This window comes from Anabaena subtropica FACHB-260 (assembly GCF_014697105.1).
GTDB lineage: Bacteria > Cyanobacteriota > Cyanobacteriia > Cyanobacteriales > Nostocaceae > Trichormus > Trichormus subtropicus.
Map to the genome: position 1 here is coordinate 17509 of NZ_JACJRF010000029.1, position 18295 is coordinate 35803.

Sequence of the window (18295 nt, forward strand, 5' to 3'; positions counted from 1 at the left end):
GCAATGTCCACTAACTCTGTTAGCCTTTTTATCAACTTTAAATAATTTGCGATCGCTCTCAGTAAAATACGACAAGAAGGGATCACGTACTGCCCAGAAGAGAAAGACCTTCAGATCAGAACAAGGAATTACTCGCTCTGTGTGCGATCGCTCTTATCTCAGAAACCTGACGGATAGCATCTTCGCCTTGATTTAAAGAATCAGGTGATACTTCCAAATTGATTGGTTGAATAAATTGACTCATTACCAACTGGTTTTCAGAAAGGGTTGCTATAAAAATAGCAAATTGTGCTTTGTCTCTGGCTTAAATTACTTTTAAATTTCCAATTTTACGCCTAGCCTAATGTGAATTAGGAATAATGACTCTCCACTCATTACTCATTACTCATTACTCATTACTCATTACTCATATTTTATAAAGTCCTCACTGTTAAAACCTGTGGTGGTGTGGAATCTGGGGGATAAATCACATCTACCTGTACATTACGCCTACTCGATGGTGGCATGGCAAATTGTACTAATGGTTCTAAAACTTGTCCGGTTCTATGCCACAAATGTACGTAGCGTATCTGTTGTTTTCCCTGGTCATCAAAGTAACGTAGCCGAACTGTACCTCGGAAAAAGGGAAAATCCAGCGAAGGTTTACGGAAGCGTACACCACCTTGAGATAATTTATCTTCTTTCAATGGTGTTTCCAAAGTGACTGTCACTTTTTGAGTTTGGTTACTATTATTCTTCAAAGGCAATGTGAGATTATATTCCACCCCATAATTACCATGCGCTTCATAAGCTGTATCTGGGTAACGTACCAGCATCTTAGCTGTTTGACTTTGGTCTGTACCCAATCGCCCACCCCGTAAAGTAACTATAGGATAAGAAATGCCTTTGCCAGTTTGGGGTATGGTTAGAGTTGTCGCTTTAGGATTATCAGTCAGCGTGGCTTGCCATTGGGAACCTTGAGAAACACCAGCCACACGCCCATAAATCAAAGCCCCACTGGTAGCATTTGGTGGGGTAGGGGTTTTATCTCGTGGCCCAGCAAAGTTACCATTATTGAGTAAAGCTTGCCATTCTGTCATAGTTGGCGCACGGTCGGAACCATCAGCATTTTTTTTAGCAAACATAGCCAAGCTGGCTGCATAAACTTTATCACTACTCCGTAGGCGGAAAAAACTAGAGCGACCATTGACAGGCTTTTCCAAATTCCGCACAGGAATAGAATGATTCAGCAACATCCGGCTTTGTCCGGGGGGAATAACCAATTTGGCGGGAAAATCAACCTGTCGCACACCCCGCAGGACATCAGCAACAGCCCTGGCTCCTGGCCCAGAGTAGGCTTTACCATCATTATTTTCTAGGTAGGGGGGTAAGGTGACAAAGGGTGCATCCTGCATCAAATAACTAGCAGCTTGTAAGACATCAACTGTCACAGGTTTTTTCCCAGGATTATTGACAATTACGCCTAGATAAAGCGTTTGTAAATCCTTGGGTGTGTGGGTGTAATGGTGAGCAAATAAATCAAATCGTCCTTGGAAGGGAAAATTCAAGTGTGCGGTTGGTGTTTTTTTACCGTTGGTGGGAAAGGTGGAAAGTAAAATACCCTCAGTTTTCACCCACTCTGGGCTATTACTGTTGAATACAGGGATATTATCTAACTTTCCTGGTAAAGCCCTGATTTCTCCTGATTGGACAATAATCTGAGGTTCTGGTTTGGGTGAAGTTTGAGCAACAACAGAATCATCTTGAGGATTAGTACAGCCGACAGTTTGAATAAGAGTAAGTACTGATAAAAGTATGAATAAAGGTGATGATAGTTTACTTGGCATAAAGAATTGCAGTGTTCAGGATAAGCTAATGTAACTACAATTTTATGTATGCTGATTCCTGGAGGCGATCGCTGTTTTTATCCATATATAATTAACATAGTCAATCAACCTATAGCTATGACTCTATTTCTATCATTTATTTTCTGTATAAATATAGTTTGAATACTCAATTATTTAGAGTTATACGCTAAATTTGAAGTTAGTTTAGTATTTCAGGTCTGGAATCATTTAAATGGAAATACTTATTGAGTCTACAAACGATTTTGAGCAAGATTTAAATAAATTTAATAATAAAGAAAAATTTAAAATCATTAAAAAATTAAATCGATACGTTGAGCTATTATCAAAGAATATAAATTTATTAGAAAATCAAGCTTTTAAGTTAAAAGATATCAAGCTGAATGCAGATTATGAATCTTCCCTTTATGCTTTGATTATCGATAAAAATTTAAGGTTAATCATCACTATTGACGATGATCCAATTTTTGACGTTACAGTAATTACATTATTCAGAGTAGTCCAGACTGAAGATGCTGCAAAAGCTTATGCTTCAGTGGCTGAATCTCTCTATCAAGATTTTAGTGTGAAGAATCGAGAAATTGAGGTTCGCTCTAAATAATGTCACGAATTAAACCACTTTTGGATGAGCATGGTGTTATCCATGAAGCTATGGATATTTTACCTGATGATCTAAAAATTGATTTTCTGGAAGCTTTGGCTGAACTAGAAGATAATGAATGCCATAGAACTAGAACTTTTCCAAAAACAAGACTTCGTAAAGTTAAAGGTATCAAGCAGGCAATATATCGTGCTGATATTGATAAATTATCAGGATGGCGACTTCATCTTCAGTATATTGAGGGTAAAATTCACTTAAAAGATATTATCGATGGTCAACGTCATGATGACGTTATTGAAGTGATTAAATCAAAAAAACATAGATATGATTAGGAACTGTCAGTTGTTTTACCAATGATTGCTGACAAAAATATATCTCCCTGTGGGTTGGGTTTTTTATCAATAGTTTCCTCTAATTAAGCAGCTTTTGCTTTTGTATGTGCAAAGTATAAAAAATTTTAAACTTTTAAGTAAATACTGAGGTATTATAATGAAACTATTATCTCAACAAAGGCTTACATCAATATGCCAGTGATAAATTTTACTAACTTTTGTCCGCTAGTCTGAACAGAAAGCGATCGCTGACTCCCATCCTTGCAACAGCGTAGCATTGACTACTTTTTTTAACCAGCAATGCAGATATAGTTCAAAAACATCTATCTCTAGTTTGATAGCTTATCTATCTTTAGAGGTAAATATTGCTAAATGGTAAATTTTATCTTATAAATGAAAAACTATAAAACAACTCTCATGGCAATGAAACCACACACTACTTTTGGTTTAGTAGTGTCGGTTTTTCTATTGGCATTTTCCACAAAATAACCGCTTCAGGCATAAAACGAAAGGATGAAATACTGGATAACTAAATTAGTCATATTTACAGTATTTTTATGTAATTTATTACTGATTTCTCATCATGCAAGAGCCGAACCACTAAATACACTCCCCGTAGTGGAAAACTTAGCTGTTGCTGAAAATAATTTTGGTGAGAAGCCACAAGAAGATTTCTGGCAATTTCGTCAGCTAGTCAAAGGAACAAAAAAGCTACAGGGGCTTTTTAATCTTTATAGCCAGGAAAATTTGGGGGAAGTTTTTTTAGAAATTAAACCAGAACAATTAAATAAAAACTACTTAGCAACAGTGACATTAGAATCGGGTATTGGGGAAAGCGGTATCTATAGCGGCTCGCCCCTGGCTGATTACCTTTTCTATTTCCAGCGAGTCAATAATAATTTACACTTTGTAGTGCGTAATGTTAAATTTCGTACAGCAGCAAGTCAAGCAGAACAGCGATCGCTTGCTCGTTCATTTAGCGACTCAGTTCTTTATTCATTACCAATAAACAGTATTGATCCACGTAGCAAAAGTATTCTCGTCAACTTGGACGACTTGCTGATGCAGGATTTTCCCGGCTTAACTCCTCTACTAAAATACTCTTTACAGGCTGACTACCACCTAGAAAGAAGCAAATCCTCTTTTAGCGATGTCAACAGCTTGCCGGAAAATTTAGAGATTGATGCAATTTATGGTTTTTCATCACCAGAAGGCGCAGATTTAGTTACCTTACCCGATAGCCGAGCGCTCACCCTCAAGGTACACTACAGTTTTTCCCAACTCCAAGGAAACAACAGCTATATTCCTAGATTAGCCGATGACCGAGTAGGATATTTTATTACTGCTTTTCAAGACTTCTCTCACAATACTGAAGAACCCTTTGTACGTTATATCAATCGTTGGCATCTGGAACCATCTGATCCTAACGCACCCTTATCTCCACCCAAACAGCCGATAGTGTTTTGGATTGAAAATGCTGTACCCCAGTCCTATCGTCAGGCGATTCGGGAAGGGGTACTGATGTGGAACCAAGCATTTGCCAAAGCAGGGTTTGAAAACGCCATTGAAGTGCGACAAATGCCGGATGATGCTGACTGGCAACCAGCTGATGTCCGTTACAATACAATACGCTGGTTCAATTCTCTAGATGCAGGTTTTGCTAAAGGGCCTGTCCGTGTTAACCCCCTCACCGGCGAAATCTTAGACGCAGATATTATTATCGATGCCAACATGGTGCTGTCAGTTCAGCATGAATACCGCGCTTTGATGGAGGATAATTCATCGCTGGGTAATATGTGCAGGAGGCAGGAGAGGAAGAGACAGGGGGCAGGAGGCAACAGGGGGGAAGGAGATATTAAGCGGATTTTTTCGCCCCATCCCTACTTTTCTGAACTTTGCTATAGCCACAATACTTCTGAGCAAGCAGCTATGGGAGCGTTGGCGTTGTCACTTTTGCAAAATACTCAACCTAGTAGTGAGGCGATGCAAGAATATGTCCATCAATACTTGCGTTATCTGATCGCCCACGAAGTTGGACATACTCTGGGTTTGCGTCACAATTTCCACGGTAGCACCATGTTAGCTCCCCAAGAGCTAAATAACACAGAAATGACTCGTACCAAAGGTTTAGTTGGTTCGGTGATGGATTATCTACCGGTGAACATAGCACCCCAGGGAGTACAGCAAGGGGATTATTTTCCCAGAGTGATTGGCCCCTATGATGAATGGGCAATTGAGTATGGTTATAAAAACAGTCTTCATGCAGTAGATGAGGTAATGACACCGGAAGTAGAAAAAATTTTTTTACAGCAGATTGCTTTAGCATCACCCCAACCAGAATTATCTTACGCAACTGATGAAGATATCTGGGATCTCAATCCTCTGGCAAATGTCTGGGATATGAGTAGTGATGTGCTGGTTTATTCCCAATGGCAAATGGATAATGCCCGTGTGATGTGGCAACGCCTTGATGAACATTATCTGCCCCAAGGAGAAAGCTATAGTCATTTGCGCGTTTTATTTGATAAGGTTCTCAAATATTATTTTCGTAACGCCGCTTTACTTTCTAAATATATTGGCGGACAATCCTTTCGCCGTACTCACGTCAGTGATGATAGTTCTTGGGCATTTGTCCCAGTTCCACTTGCCAAACAACGTCAGGCATTAGCAGAGTTACAAGAGTATGTTTTTGCTGAGGATGCTTTCAGTTTCTCACCAAAATTACTCAATCAACTGGCTCCCTCACGTTGGCAACATTGGGGAAGTTATGTACCCAACAACCGTCTTGATTATCCTATTCACGAACGTGTTTTGAGTTTTCAAAGAACTATATTGCGATCGCTCTTAGATAGTGAACGTCTCCACCATTTACAAGATATAGAACTCAAAACCCCATCTGAGCAAGCCCTTTCCATACCAGACTTATTCGACACCTTACAAAAAGGCATCTGGACAGAAGTTTTCACCGCAGCAGAACCAAAGCCAATTTCTAGCATCCGCCGTTCATTGCAACGAGAATATCTAGATATTTTGCTAGAAATGGTCTTGAATAATGTTGATATACCGGAAGATGGACGCACACTAGCTTGGTATGAATTACGCCAACTGCAAAACGCTATTGATACCCAGCTGAAAGAATTGGGTAAACAAGCTGATATTTATACCTTAGCTCACTTACAATTTTCTAGCGATCGCATCACAAAAGTATTGAATGCACAGTTAGTTTCCAATTAGGGGAATCCATTAAACTTTTACTAATTCCTCTTTCTTTTTAGAACACAACCGCCAAGCGTGGGGAGGTAGACCGTGATGTTGGCGAAATTGGCGGGAAAAATGACAAACGTGTTGATAACCCAATAATTTAGAAATTTGTTCTACTGTTTCATCGCTATTTTGTAGTAAACAACGAGCTTCTGCCATCCGACGTTTAACAATCCAGTTATTGATAGTTTCTCCTGTTTGCTTGGCTACGCGATTAGTCAAATAAGCAGGAGAGTAGCCAACAGCCGCCGCTACATCGCACAAAGTAATTCCTTGATGAAAATAAGCTTCGATGAAGTCGAAAACTTCTTTTAATTGGGGGACGGAAGGAAAAATCGACTGAGAATCTGTAGGAATTGTTGGTACAGTATTGAGTGTAGAGGCTGGTTTTGGGGTTCTCTGGAGGAGAGTATTGCACCAGTTTTGCAGAGATGCTTGCTTTCGTAACCGAGTGGCGATCGCTTTTAGTAGTTCATCCAGAGTAGATGGTTTAGTAATATAATCATCAGCTCCTAGTTCCATACCTTTGCGAACATCTCCCCTAGTATCGCTAGCAGTCAAAAAAATGAAGGGAATACCTGTTGTTAAAGGATCTTGGCGCAGTGTAGATAGAACACTATAACCATCCATCTGAGGCATCATAATATCGCAAATAACTATATCAGGTAAATGTTCCTGCGCTTTTTGAATACCCATCACACCATTTTCAGCACCTATTGCCTCGAATCCTTCAACTTTCAGTCCCTTTAAGTAGAGATTACGGGTAACTGCATCATCTTCAATGACCAGAATTGTGCTTAGTGATTCTTGCATTATTTTTCAGTGAATATTTTGGATAAAGAGTCATTACCAATCTCTGCATTCAGCATCAAGCAGAGTTACTTCGTTCCATTTCATAAATGTTAAGTTACAAAAATTTGACATTTATAAATTGGAGCAAATAGATTTTTTAAATACTGTATGGCAGCATGACAGTAAATGTAGTACCTACACCAATTTTACTCTCTACCGCAACTTGACCACCATGTAAATCTACAAGGGTTTTAACAATTGACAGCCCTAGTCCAGTACCCGGAATATTATCAACATTATTACCTCGGTAAAATGGTTCAAACAGTCGTTGTTGGTCTGACATGGAAATTCCAATTCCACTATCTTTAACCTGAAAAATCACCTTTTTATTGTTACAGAGTAGCTTGAATTCAACCATACTCCCTAAGGGAGAGTATTTAATTGCGTTATCTAGCAAATTCTTCAGAATCGAATCTAATATATTCTTATCCATGCAGACCTTGATGTAGTTAGTTTGACTAATAAAATAGATAATATTCTGCACATTAGTCATCTGCATTTGTGCAACTAAATCATGACAGAACTCAACTAATTCAAATCGGCTTGGTTCAACCTTGATTTTTGCGGCTTCTGCCTTTGCAAAGAACAACATATCATCCAACATCTGGTTGAGTTGTTCAATGGATAATTGAACTTGATCGAGTAATGGTTGTATTGTCTCCTCTGTTTGTGCATCAAGATATCGTTTGAGTAAGTTATTTGAAAAGGAAACAATATTTAATGGATTGCGGAATTGATGGCACACCATAGAGAGGAAACTTGCTCTTAATTCACCGAGGTGTCTTGCTTGATCTAAAGCTTGGTTAAGCTCTAATTCTGCTTGTTTATAATCGGTGATATCAATAGCTGTAATCATCTCCACTGGTTTACCTTGAAAATCAATTGTGCTATCAAGCATTGTGACTGCACAAGCTAACCAGCGTTCTGTACCATTTTTATTCAGAATATTTATTTCTTGATACTCAAAGTTAGTGGCTGTAGCTGAATTACGTATATGCCTACCTTTTCTATTTTTAATTAGCCGCCGAATATCAAAGCCATTTAGAAGTTCTGCTTTGGTGTAGCCTGTAAGTAACTCTACTGCGGGATTAACATAACAAAACTGTGTACCTTGTATCAAAAAAGTGCTAGCATCGCTAGTTTCAGCCAAAGCCCGAAACCTCGCTTCATTCAAGCGTAATGCTTCTTCCGTCTGCTTGGATTCAGTAATATCCCAAATACTCCAGACTCTGCCAATTATCTTTTCTCCCAGCCATTGTGGTTGAGAATAGTGAGCAAAAACCCTACCATCTTTTAATTCTAAAATATCGTAGCTCTCGATATTAGATATGCTAGAAATTTCCCAAATCAATCTATTAAAAGTTTCTGGATCTTTTATTTGACTTGCAAAAAAATCTTTACAGCGAGGGCATTTCTTGGATAATATCAGATGCTGTGGAATCTTCCACATCTCAGAAAATTTTTGATTATAGCTGAGAATATCGCCGTCAAAGTTAATAGAAACAATACCAATTGCAGTAGATTCGAGAGTCGAACTAAGTAAAGAGAGAGACGTTTCTAAATTAACTTCTTTTTTCTTCAATTCAGAAACTTGCTGTTGCAGATTGTTGTTAGCATCTCTTAATTCGTTAATCCACTTTTGTACACTTAATTCTACTATTTCATTACTCTTTTCTCGCACAAAAACACAACTAAATCTTCTTCCTTGGTCTTCTAGAAAAGTCAGAGACATTTCCACCAAAAATGTTCTACCACCCTTGGCACGATATCGAGTTTTAAATGTGCAAGAATCCTGTAGTCTAATTTCAGCCCAATTATGAATAGTAAAATCTATATCTACGCCTTGCAAGCACATTGCCAGTAACTCTTCACGAGAATATTCAGTCATGCGACAAGTTGCATCATTAACGTAGAGAAATTGCCAATTTTCTCCCAAGCAGAAGGCTGCTTCTACGGCATTATTTATAAGAAAATCAGCGAACTTAAACTCTAATTCTGATTGTATGTTCATTCTGCGCTAGAACTCCAAAATATCTTTTGTACTGACATATTTGCATGATCAAAATTTGACTCCTTATTGAGTATTTTTAGAAATCAACTATGCGCTTATATGTACCGATTGATTATATTTCGTTTAAATTGACGAGTTTTTACTAATTAATGAAATCTCTTAATTATTCTTAAATTCTCCACTCAGGAATTTAATATGGATGTATCAGTTGATTCATCTGTCGTTAGAAATACATTGATATTCACTGTTTTTCATATCTTTAAAAGTCTATCTATCATAAGACATAGGTTTTATTTTTTTAATGATTTGCATATATTACTCAGTCACTTCTGATGAAATATCTGTGGTGAGACAAAAGACACGTAGTCTGCTTGGAGACAGGATGAATACGTGAACATTATTGTAGTAATAGTCATAGTTGGAGTACTGATAATTTACGGATGTAATCTAAATAGTTTAGTTTATTGAGATTTACTATTTTCATCAACAGAAGTTAACCTTTCCTATGGAATAGCACCAACACAACAAGTTCGATTTACATCAAAAAAGATTAGGAGTGCTACGGTTGATCAACCATATCAATTTGTGCTTTATAGTCACAAGTAAAGAATTGTTTTCTTAATTTTAATGTGACATAACTTAACAAATAGCGCAAGACATCCAGAGAATCTGCTTGATTTTCCGTGAAATATAGTTATTCAGACGAATGCGAAAGAATTGGTAACTGTAATCAAAAGATTTTTCATTGCGAACAAGTATTAATTTCCCGTACTCTGGTTTCCATAAGTACCGACTTGTTTTTTAAAAATTTTTTTCTACTGGGCTATAAAGCTGCACCATAACCTCTACTACTGTCTCAGCTCAGCCTTGCCAATATCATAAGCTACAAGTTTCTTTACGTTAGATTTCACCGCATGGCTAAGTGTAGCCTAAGGAGCCTTGTGCAAGTTTCTGGAATTAAGTGAAAGCAATGACTCAAAAATATACTGATTCCAACTCTCAGCTCATTAGTGGTGAGCTGTATAAAGAATTACCATCAGACGGTAGCCAACATATAGAATCTTTGTCCCACGATTCCCGTGAGTTGAACGACATAGAAATCCAAGCGTTTTCACCCAACGGTAATAATCCTACACTCTCGGTTGCCGATGCCATTGTCCAGATGTTGGTTAACTTGGGAGTATCCAGTGCCTTTGGTGTGGCAGGTGGTGCAATGGCTAGTTTGTGGAATGCGCTATCGAACAGCACAATGGAAGTGCTGAACTTTCGCCACGAAGCAGGAGCCGCGTTTGCTGCCGTTGAAGCACATTTTGTTAATAATCACCCCACTGTAGTATTTACTACAGCCGGGCCAGGTATAACCAACGCCCTCACAGGCTTATTCGCTGCTCGTGGTGAAGGAGCAAAAGTGATTCTGCTGTCGGCTTGTACCTCAGCACCCCAACGTGGACGCTGGGCAATTCAAGAAACCAGCAGCTACACCCTACCCAGTGGGGGAATGTTCACCCCTGGCGCATTGTTCAACTACGCTATCACCGTAGAATCAGCAGCCCAACTCCCGCAAATTTTCCGCAAATTGGCCTTGGGTTTAGCTCAACCAGGTGGTTTTGTCGCCCACTTGAGCATTCCTACAGGTGTACAGACAAGTCTTGTTGAGGGTATATCCTGGCCTCAATTAGATGTAGCGGCTTATCGGGTGACTGCGCGAAAAGAAAAGGTAGCCAAATCAGCAGAGTTATTATTTTCTGAACCTTTCGCCATCTGGGTTGGTTTTGGTGCGCGTCATGCTGCCGAAGAAATTCGTCAACTGGCACAAAAAACTGGCGCAGCCGTTATTTGTTCACCCCGTGGTAAGGGCATATTTCCTGAAGATCATCCTCAGTTCGTTGGTGTTACGGGTTTGGGTGGTGATGCTTCTGTCATCACCTATATGGAAGCGCAAGCACCAGCCCGTACCCTTGTATTAGGAACCCGCTTAGGAGAGCCTACTTCCTTCTGGAGTCAGACAATGGTTCCCGCAAAAGGTTTTGTCCACGTAGATATTGATCCCGAAGTCCCAGGTGTGGCTTATCCCCATGCCAACACCTTCTCAATTCAGTCTGACATCAAGACTTATTTACAAGAGCTTTTGCAACATCTTCCAGAAACTCCTCGTTCTAGTATTCTCTCCTTACCTCGTCCCCAACTCGAACCAATTGTAGCCGCCCCAGACTATCCAGTACGTCCGGAAGTATTGATGGCAGCAATTCAAAAAATTATTGTCGAAGGTAGTGACGCAGTAGTTTTGGCGGAGTGTGGTAACTCATTTACATGGTCTACTCATTGTCTGCGATTCACTGAACCGAATCGTTATCGAGTCAGTACTGGAGTTGGCGCAATGGGTCACGCTGCAACAGGTGTTGTGGGTGCAGCCCAAGCGCGGAATGGTAAAGCTGTGGCGATTGTGGGCGATGGTGCAATGCTGATGAATAACGAAATCAGCACAGCCGTGAAATATAAGATTCCGGCGATTTGGATTGTTCTCAACGATGCCCGATACAATATGTGCTACCAAGGCATGAAAGTGTTGGGTTTGAAAGGTGCAGATGCAGAGATTCCCCCAGCCAATTTTGCCATGATTGCTCGTGGGATGGGCGCAGAAGGTATTGGAGTTTTGAGAGAGTCTGATTTAGAGGCGGCTTTAGAACAGGCGATCGCCTCACAAGTTCCCTTTGTCGTCGATGTCGTAATCGACGCTGATCGCCCCGCCCCTTCTGGCGCACGGAATAAAAGTTTGGCAGCCCAAGGAGTTAAATCAAATGGGAATGGCAATGGTAATGGCAAATCAACAGGTGCCAAGCACGTTTCTTTCCCTTTGGTGTGATTTTATCTCTAAGAGGATGTTTGAAGTGATGACCTACAGTGGGTCGGAAACCACCACAGGAAAAAATAACTCCCTATTAGGAATATGGTGTGAAGAGATTAGCTTCTCTCTTCATACCAAAAACTAAAAAACGAAATCAGAAACATTAAAGCCTATTTGCCAGTAAACATTAAGCTTTTAATTTCTGAACAATCTAATTATACAGAGTGGCAAAGTTAGCTAATTTTTTTGCAAATTTTCTTCACATTCTCCCAATTTCTTAGTTAACTTTGCCCTTCTACTTCCTTCATAGCCCATCCTTGGAAAAATTACTTACTCTAACCAAACCAAAATCAAGATTGAGAACCTAAAATGCAGCTATTTGAAACTGTTAGAGAAATGGGACATGAGCAAATACTCTATTGTCATGGAAAAAATCCAGACATCAGAGCAATTATTGCCATCCATGATACCAGCTTAGGGCCAGCAATGGGAGCCACCAGACTCTATCCTTACGTGAACGAAGAAGCAGCCTTAAAAGATGCTCTGCGTTTGAGTCGGGGAATGACCTATAAAGCAGCTTGCGCTAACATTCCCGCCGGCGGAGGCAAAGCAGTTATTATTGCTAACCCTGAAGATAAAACCGACGAAATGTTAAGAGCTTATGGACGCTTTGTGGAAAGTCTCAAAGGTAGATTTATTACCGGACAAGATGTGAATATCACTCCACAAGATGTCCGCATAATTAAACAAGAAACTAATTATGTAGTTGGTGTAGAAGAAAAATCTGGTGGGCCTGCTCCCATCACAGCTTTAGGCGTATTTTTAGGGATTAAAGCTGCTGTAGAATTTCGTTGGCAAACTAAAAATCTTGAAGGTATGACAGTTGCCGTTCAAGGTTTAGGAAATGTTGGTAAGAACCTTTGCCGACACTTACATGAACATGGCATCAAGCTTATAGTTGCTGACTTTAGTCCTGAAAAAACAGCAGAAATAAAAAATCTTTTTGGTGCTACAGTAGTAGAGCCAGATGAAATTTACTCACAAAATGTAGATATATTTTCTCCCTGTGCTATGGGAGGAATTATCAACAGTCAAACAATTCCCCAACTGCAAGCTAAAATTATTGCTGGTGCTGCCAATAACCAGTTAGATAATGAGCGTCTGCATGGTCAAAGATTAGTAGAAAAAGATATCCTCTATTGTCCTGATTATGTAATCAATGCTGGCGGCATCATCAACGTCTATAACGAAATGATTGGCTATGAAGAAGATACAGCCTTCAAGCAAGTCAATAATATTTACGACACATTATTAGCAATTTTCGATATTGCTCAACAACAAAGCATTACGACTAATGATGCTTCTAAACGCCTGGCAGATGAACGAATCATGAAGGCGAGAATCAGTAAAAATCAACTAATTGCTGCTTAATACTGAGCAATTAACTATTAATTTGAGGAGCGACTAGTGGAAACAAATACATTTGCAACTTCAGCTTATATTGCGACATCCCCGGAAACAGCATTTGAGTATCTTTGCAGTTTAAAAAACTTAGATGACTGGACATTGTTCAGTCGAATGCAGGAGAAAATTGACGAAGATACTTGGGTAGGAACCGCATCCGGCTATCAAAGAAATTTATATTATCACGTTAAAAAACTCGAAAATCCCCTATTCTATGGCATTGAATGGCACTGCGGATTTGAGTACAATAAATACTTCCAAGTGTACCCCGTGTTACTATTTCCGCCAAACTATATAGAGCCGGGAACAGACGAAGAAGGCGTGTACTTTCATTGGTTGAGTTTTGTTGATCCTGGGCGACAAACACCAATGATTATGCAAGGTATTCATACAGTACATACTTCCGAGTGTCGCTCTCTTAAAGCTAATCTAGAACGGAAACTTGGTCGGACTACAGCAGCAAAAGGACGCTACTTTATTGATACCGATACTATCTATGTTGATGCTCCAGTCGAACTCGGAGTTGAGTACTTAAAAGAAGTTAAAAATATTGATGAGTGGGCGCATTTAGTCAGACCAATGGGTGAAGTTAGCGGTCAGTCTGGTGAATTTTTGGACGAGTATGATCAGAAAGTCAAAATTTCAGCACGGGTTCATAGTCTGAGCAAATATTACCTACTGGAACAAGAATACTTTTATCCAGAACACGACTTCTATCAACGTTCTGTAGCCTTGATGATTCCCGCAGCTTATTCATTTGCAGACCCTGATGCTTCTGGTTTCATTCTTCATCGGATTACCTTCTGGAAAAATGGTGAACAATTTGCCCACGGCAAACTCCAGATAGAAGACTTCGGCGCTGAGAGCATGAATATCAAACGCTTCTTAGAAGCCAAAGCAGGTAATCTCAAATCCTTCGACAGAGGTATGAGCTATGTACCAGTACATAAAACTCAAGCGCAAGAGTTAGTAGCTAACACTCGTTAAAAGTTTGTAGTAAGCACTTCAGTGCTGAATTGAGCGCTAAAGCACTCACTACAAACGAGATAGAGACAAGATTGCAACACATGAAACTCAAACAACTAACTATTACTTTATTTACTTTTTGTGTTGCCGCTTTTTCAGGAATTAAAGCTGCCGAAGCTGCATCTTTTTCTGTAGTGGCAGATGGTTTGAATAATGCCAGAGGTTTGAGCTTCGGCCCTGATGGTGCGTTATATGTGACCGAAGCAGGAACCGGAGGTAATGGAGCTTGTATTCCCTCAGTTACTGGTCAAGGTGGTTCTCTGTGCTACGGCACAAGTAGTACAGTCCTGAGAATTGAGAATGGTGTGACATCACCTGTACTTACTGGACTACCTTCCATCGCCCTAGCTGATGGTACTGGTGCTGGTGGAGCGCGAGACATCCAATTTGATGCGATAGGTAAGCCTTATATTTTGCTGGGATATGGGGCTGATCCCACCTTTCGTAACAATCTTGGCAACATTGACTTAGGCAAAATCATTGCTCCCGACTTTCAAACCAACTCATGGACGAGTATTGCCGATTTAGCTAACTACGAGCTTGTCAATAACCCTGATGGTGGCGATATCAATAGCAATCCCTTGGGCTTTTTTATTGATGGCGATCGCCTTATTGCTGTAGACGCAGGTGCAAACAACTTGCTGAGTGTGCAAACCAATGGCACTAATTTACAAACACTGTCCGTCTTTCCCCAAGAAATATTAACCAATCCAGTTTTCCCACCCTCTGGTACTCCATCCACTGAACCAGGGCAAGTACCAACTCCCACAGCACCACCACCATCACAATTGCCTATTCAAGTAGTCCCTTCGAGTATTGTTAGAGGCCCTGATGGTGCTTACTACGTTAGTCAATTTACTGGTTTTCCCTTCCCTGAAGCTGGAGCCAAAATTTATCGAGTTGGTACTGATGGGGAAACAACAATCTATGCAGAAGGCTTTACTCAGTTAACAGACTTGGAATTTGATAGCGCTGGTAACTTGTATGCCTTGCAGTACGCCAATCAGTCAGCTTGGAAAGGCAACTTCGATGGTTCATTAATCAAAATTGCTGCCGATGGTACTCGTACCACCATCCTCAGTGGTAATGGACTGGAGTCACCCAATGCTTTGACAATTGGCGCTGATGGGGCAATCTACATCACAAATCGGAGCGATCGCCCAGGACAAGGACAAATCATCAGAGTTGATAATTCCCAGTCTGTTCCTGAACCTAATTCTGCTTTAAGTGTGTTCCTACTCGGTGCTTTTGGCGTTGCTTGGCTACGAAAGTCAACAAACAGAGTTGGTCTCAGCCAAAAGCCTTGAAATCGCGTTGTCTTCTCCCACAAACACCCAATCCAAACTATTAATCTTTCCACCAATTACTAACTCTCATTCTTAATCAAGTATGAAATTCAAGCTATTCGCTCTAACACTGCTTACTGTTAGCATTGCAACTGTTTCCACAACAAACACAGCAGAAGCAGCAAGCCTAACAACAATCGCCACCGGACTGAATAATGCACGGGGTATTACCTTCGGCCCTGACGGTAATATTTACGTGGGAGAAACAGGACTTGGTGGAACCGGGAATTGCCAAGGTTCTCCCAGTACAGCTGGTCAGTTAATCTGTGCAGGAAAAACAGGTTCAGTTACCAGGATTACTCCCAATGGTCAGCAAAGCCGCATATTCGATGGTTTTGATTCACTAGCATTACAACCATCTCAACAACAAGGTGCTGGGCCTCAGGATCTGAAATTCGATGCCTTTGGTAATGCCTATCTTTTAGCTGGATATGCTGGTAATCCCGGAAACCGGGATAGAGAACTAAATGCTGTAGCAACTAATGTGACCTTCCCACCCTTGCAAAACTTCATTGCACCTTTAGTTCCTGCCGACCAAGTATTAGATACTCCCTCGTTGGCTAAATTATACAAAGCCGACCTGAACACCCAGGAATTAACAGAAATCTTTGATTTTGGGGAATATGAACTATTCAATAATCCCGACGGTGGCGATGTCATTACCAACCCCTATGCTTTAGCAATTAGAGGTAATACTGCTTATATAGCTGATGGTGGTGGTAACGTTATTTATGGTGTAAACCTTGATGGTAGTGGAGTTAAAGCCCTCCCCGTACCCACACAACTAGTAAGCAATCCTGAATATCCACCCCTCTCACCAGACCTACCCCCTGGTGTCATACCTGATGGCCCACCACCAGAATTTATCGAACTGCAATCAGTACCCACAGGGATTGCACTTGGCCCCGATGGTAGGATTTATTTTGGTGAATATACTGGTTTCCCTTATCCAGAAGGTCAAGCCAGGATTTTCCGCCTGAATGAGAATGATGAAATAGAAGTCTTTGCCGAAGGATTTACACACATCACCGACCTCACATTTGATCACAATGGCAATTTGTTAGTCTTACAATTCAGTGATGAGGCTGAGTGGAAAGGTAGAGACTTAAGTCAATTACCTGGTTCGTTAATTCAAGTATCTCCTAATGGAACTCGGACAACTTTAGTCGCAGCAGGCGCAGGACTAGAATCATCTACAGGTATCACTGTTAGTCCTGACAACACAATTTACATCACAAAACGTGGTGTCGGCCCATCAGGAGAAGTCGTGCGAGTCAATGTCACATCTGTTCCCGAACCTACAACTGTACTAGGTTCATTAACGGCTGCGGCGTTGGGTGCATCTTCAATGTTGAAGAAGCGCAAACGTAGTAGAGAGTTAGTTGTTGTCACAACAAAATAAGTAGGGACTAGGGAGTGAGAATTTATTTCTCATCTCCCTCATCCTTATGAAAAACCTGTATGAATCTAACCAAATTACATTAAATCCCGGAGCTTAATTGTGATCACACTACCCAAAAAATTGTCAATCACACTTGTGGGTGCTGGATTGATGACACTAGCAGCTGTGAGTGAAGCCAAAGCTGTCACCTTAAAATATGAAACTAGTATTGGTAGACCTGCTACTTTTATGAACGGTGACTTTCCCGGTGTTCCAGGAACACTGGCGGTTCCCCAAGGTATAGGTGTACAAGACTCTACTAAGAATATTTTTATTAGTAACGGTCGTGGTATTGATCGTGTAGATGTATTCGATAGTCAAGGTAACTTCCTCAGAGCAATTGGTAGCACAGGTAATGGCCCTGGACAGTTCGACGAGCCAGCAGACCTAAGATTTAATCCCATCACAGGCGACTTACACGTGGGTGATGTTTTCAACAGTCGGATTAACGTTTTCGATGCCGAAGGTAATTTTAAGACATCCTATGGTTCATTTAGTGGGGCTGTAGAGGATAGATTATTCTTCGGCCCTGGAGGAATGGATTTCGATAAAGCTGGTAATTTGTATGTAACTGACTTTAGTGCAGATATCATCAAGGTATATAACCCAGATGGGGTAGAAATCAGAACTATTGGCAGTCCTGGAAGTGGAGATGGGCAATTTTCCGGGCCTGGAGGCTTAATCATCTCTGACAACACTGGCAGAATTTACGTTAATGACCAATACAATGGTCGCGTTCAAGTTTTAGACCCAGATGGTAATTTCTTATTTGCCTTTGGTTCTACAGGCTCTGCACCCGGTCAGTTTAGAGAACCAATCGGTATTGATGTAGACGAATACGAAAATATCTATGTCGCGGATTCTCAAAATAGCCGTGTGCAAGTATTTGATAAAAACGGTAACTTTCTAACTACCTTTGGCGAACCAACCCGCAATGCGGCTGGTGAAATTGTCCCACCACCTACACCTCCAGCACTTGGCGGAACTACTCCTTATGGTACTCCTATTGATTTAACACCAGGCAGATTTAACTGGTCTGCTGGGTTACATTACGATGATGGCAAAGTGTATGTAGGCGATTTCTTCCAAGGTCGTGTTCAAGTGTTAGCGGTAGAAGGCAGAACTCAAGTACCTGAGCCTACCTCAATGTTGGGCTTAGGCTTACTAGGATTGGGTTTTACTGCTACAAAATTACGAAAAAATAGACAGCGCAAGTCAAGCATTAGTTGAGATAAGCGATTACAAAAGTCTGCTATCTAGACTTATCAAGAT

13 protein-coding genes are annotated in these 18295 nt (G+C 40.6%); 9 read left to right on the top strand and 4 right to left on the bottom strand.

Features of this window, described 5'->3' with window-relative positions; all coding sequences use genetic code 11:
• Positions 1-115: 115 nt before the first annotated feature.
• Together H6G18_RS25080 and H6G18_RS16380 are read right to left on the bottom strand one after the other, a co-directional pair.
• Complete coding sequence (locus H6G18_RS25080; protein WP_277875603.1) at positions 116-244, bottom strand: hypothetical protein; 129 nt, start codon at positions 242-244, stop codon at positions 116-118.
• A gap of 169 nt (positions 245-413) precedes the next feature.
• Positions 414-1826, bottom strand: coding sequence for a DUF3370 domain-containing protein (locus H6G18_RS16380; RefSeq protein WP_190408164.1), 1413 nt, complete (start codon positions 1824-1826; stop codon positions 414-416).
• Between the two features lie 232 nt (positions 1827-2058).
• On the opposite strand from H6G18_RS16380, the gene H6G18_RS16385 reads away from it, so the two are divergent.
• The 3 genes from H6G18_RS16385 to H6G18_RS16395 all read left to right on the top strand — a co-directional run bounded on the left by H6G18_RS16385 (position 2059) and on the right by H6G18_RS16395 (position 6011).
• Positions 2059-2445, top strand: a complete 387-nt coding sequence (locus tag H6G18_RS16385; protein WP_190408165.1) for a hypothetical protein — start codon at positions 2059-2061, stop codon at positions 2443-2445.
• Complete coding sequence (locus H6G18_RS16390) at positions 2445-2777, top strand: hypothetical protein (protein ID WP_190408166.1); 333 nt, start codon at positions 2445-2447, stop codon at positions 2775-2777. The genes H6G18_RS16385 and H6G18_RS16390 overlap by 1 nt, the downstream gene beginning before the upstream one ends.
• Positions 2778-3290: 513 nt before the next feature.
• Positions 3291-6011, top strand: a complete 2721-nt coding sequence (locus H6G18_RS16395; RefSeq protein ID WP_190408167.1) for a zinc-dependent metalloprotease — start codon at positions 3291-3293, stop codon at positions 6009-6011.
• A gap of 9 nt (positions 6012-6020) precedes the next feature.
• On the opposite strand, the gene H6G18_RS16400 is transcribed toward H6G18_RS16395, so the two are convergent.
• A complete protein-coding gene (locus H6G18_RS16400; protein WP_190408168.1) occupies positions 6021-6851 on the bottom strand; it encodes a response regulator transcription factor in 831 nt (276 codons plus the stop codon).
• 136 nt (positions 6852-6987) lie between these two features.
• Positions 6988-8901 (bottom strand): scytonemin biosynthesis sensor histidine kinase, encoded by a 1914-nt coding sequence (locus H6G18_RS16405; RefSeq protein ID WP_190408169.1) that lies wholly within the window; start codon positions 8899-8901, stop codon positions 6988-6990.
• A gap of 970 nt (positions 8902-9871) precedes the next feature.
• Here H6G18_RS16405 and scyA point away from each other — a divergent pair.
• From scyA to scyF, 6 genes are all read left to right on the top strand, one after another.
• Positions 9872-11764 (top strand): scytonemin biosynthesis protein ScyA, encoded by a 1893-nt coding sequence (gene scyA, locus H6G18_RS16410; RefSeq protein WP_190408170.1) that lies wholly within the window; start codon positions 9872-9874, stop codon positions 11762-11764.
• Between the two features lie 351 nt (positions 11765-12115).
• A complete protein-coding gene (gene scyB / locus H6G18_RS16415; protein WP_190408171.1) occupies positions 12116-13177 on the top strand; it encodes a tryptophan dehydrogenase ScyB in 1062 nt (353 codons plus the stop codon).
• A 36-nt stretch (positions 13178-13213) separates the two neighbouring features.
• Entirely contained in the window at positions 13214-14197 is a 984-nt protein-coding gene (gene scyC, locus H6G18_RS16420) for a scytonemin biosynthesis cyclase/decarboxylase ScyC (protein WP_190408172.1), read from the top strand.
• Positions 14198-14277: 80 nt separating this feature from the next.
• Positions 14278-15543, top strand: coding sequence for a ScyD/ScyE family protein (locus H6G18_RS16425; protein WP_190408173.1), 1266 nt, complete (start codon positions 14278-14280; stop codon positions 15541-15543).
• An 82-nt stretch (positions 15544-15625) separates the two neighbouring features.
• Positions 15626-16984 (top strand): ScyD/ScyE family protein, encoded by a 1359-nt coding sequence (locus H6G18_RS16430; protein ID WP_190408174.1) that lies wholly within the window; start codon positions 15626-15628, stop codon positions 16982-16984.
• 102 nt (positions 16985-17086) lie between these two features.
• Entirely contained in the window at positions 17087-18253 is a 1167-nt protein-coding gene (gene scyF / locus H6G18_RS16435; protein ID WP_190408198.1) for a scytonemin biosynthesis PEP-CTERM protein ScyF, read from the top strand.
• The last annotated feature ends 42 nt before the right edge of the window (positions 18254-18295 follow it).

Coding starts and splice junctions, on each gene's coding strand:
- H6G18_RS16430 (WP_190408174.1), top strand. CDS start 15,626: ATGAAATTCAAGCTATTCGCTCTAACACTGCTTACTGTTAGCATTGCA.
- H6G18_RS25080 (WP_277875603.1), bottom strand. CDS start 244: ATGAGTCAATTTATTCAACCAATCAATTTGGAAGTATCACCTGATTCT.
- H6G18_RS16390 (WP_190408166.1), top strand. CDS start 2,445: ATGTCACGAATTAAACCACTTTTGGATGAGCATGGTGTTATCCATGAA.
- H6G18_RS16385 (WP_190408165.1), top strand. CDS start 2,059: ATGGAAATACTTATTGAGTCTACAAACGATTTTGAGCAAGATTTAAAT.
- scyA (WP_190408170.1), top strand. CDS start 9,872: ATGACTCAAAAATATACTGATTCCAACTCTCAGCTCATTAGTGGTGAG.
- scyB (WP_190408171.1), top strand. CDS start 12,116: ATGCAGCTATTTGAAACTGTTAGAGAAATGGGACATGAGCAAATACTC.
- H6G18_RS16380 (WP_190408164.1), bottom strand. CDS start 1,826: ATGCCAAGTAAACTATCATCACCTTTATTCATACTTTTATCAGTACTT.
- H6G18_RS16395 (WP_190408167.1), top strand. CDS start 3,291: ATGAAATACTGGATAACTAAATTAGTCATATTTACAGTATTTTTATGT.
- H6G18_RS16425 (WP_190408173.1), top strand. CDS start 14,278: ATGAAACTCAAACAACTAACTATTACTTTATTTACTTTTTGTGTTGCC.
- H6G18_RS16400 (WP_190408168.1), bottom strand. CDS start 6,851: ATGCAAGAATCACTAAGCACAATTCTGGTCATTGAAGATGATGCAGTT.
- H6G18_RS16405 (WP_190408169.1), bottom strand. CDS start 8,901: ATGAACATACAATCAGAATTAGAGTTTAAGTTCGCTGATTTTCTTATA.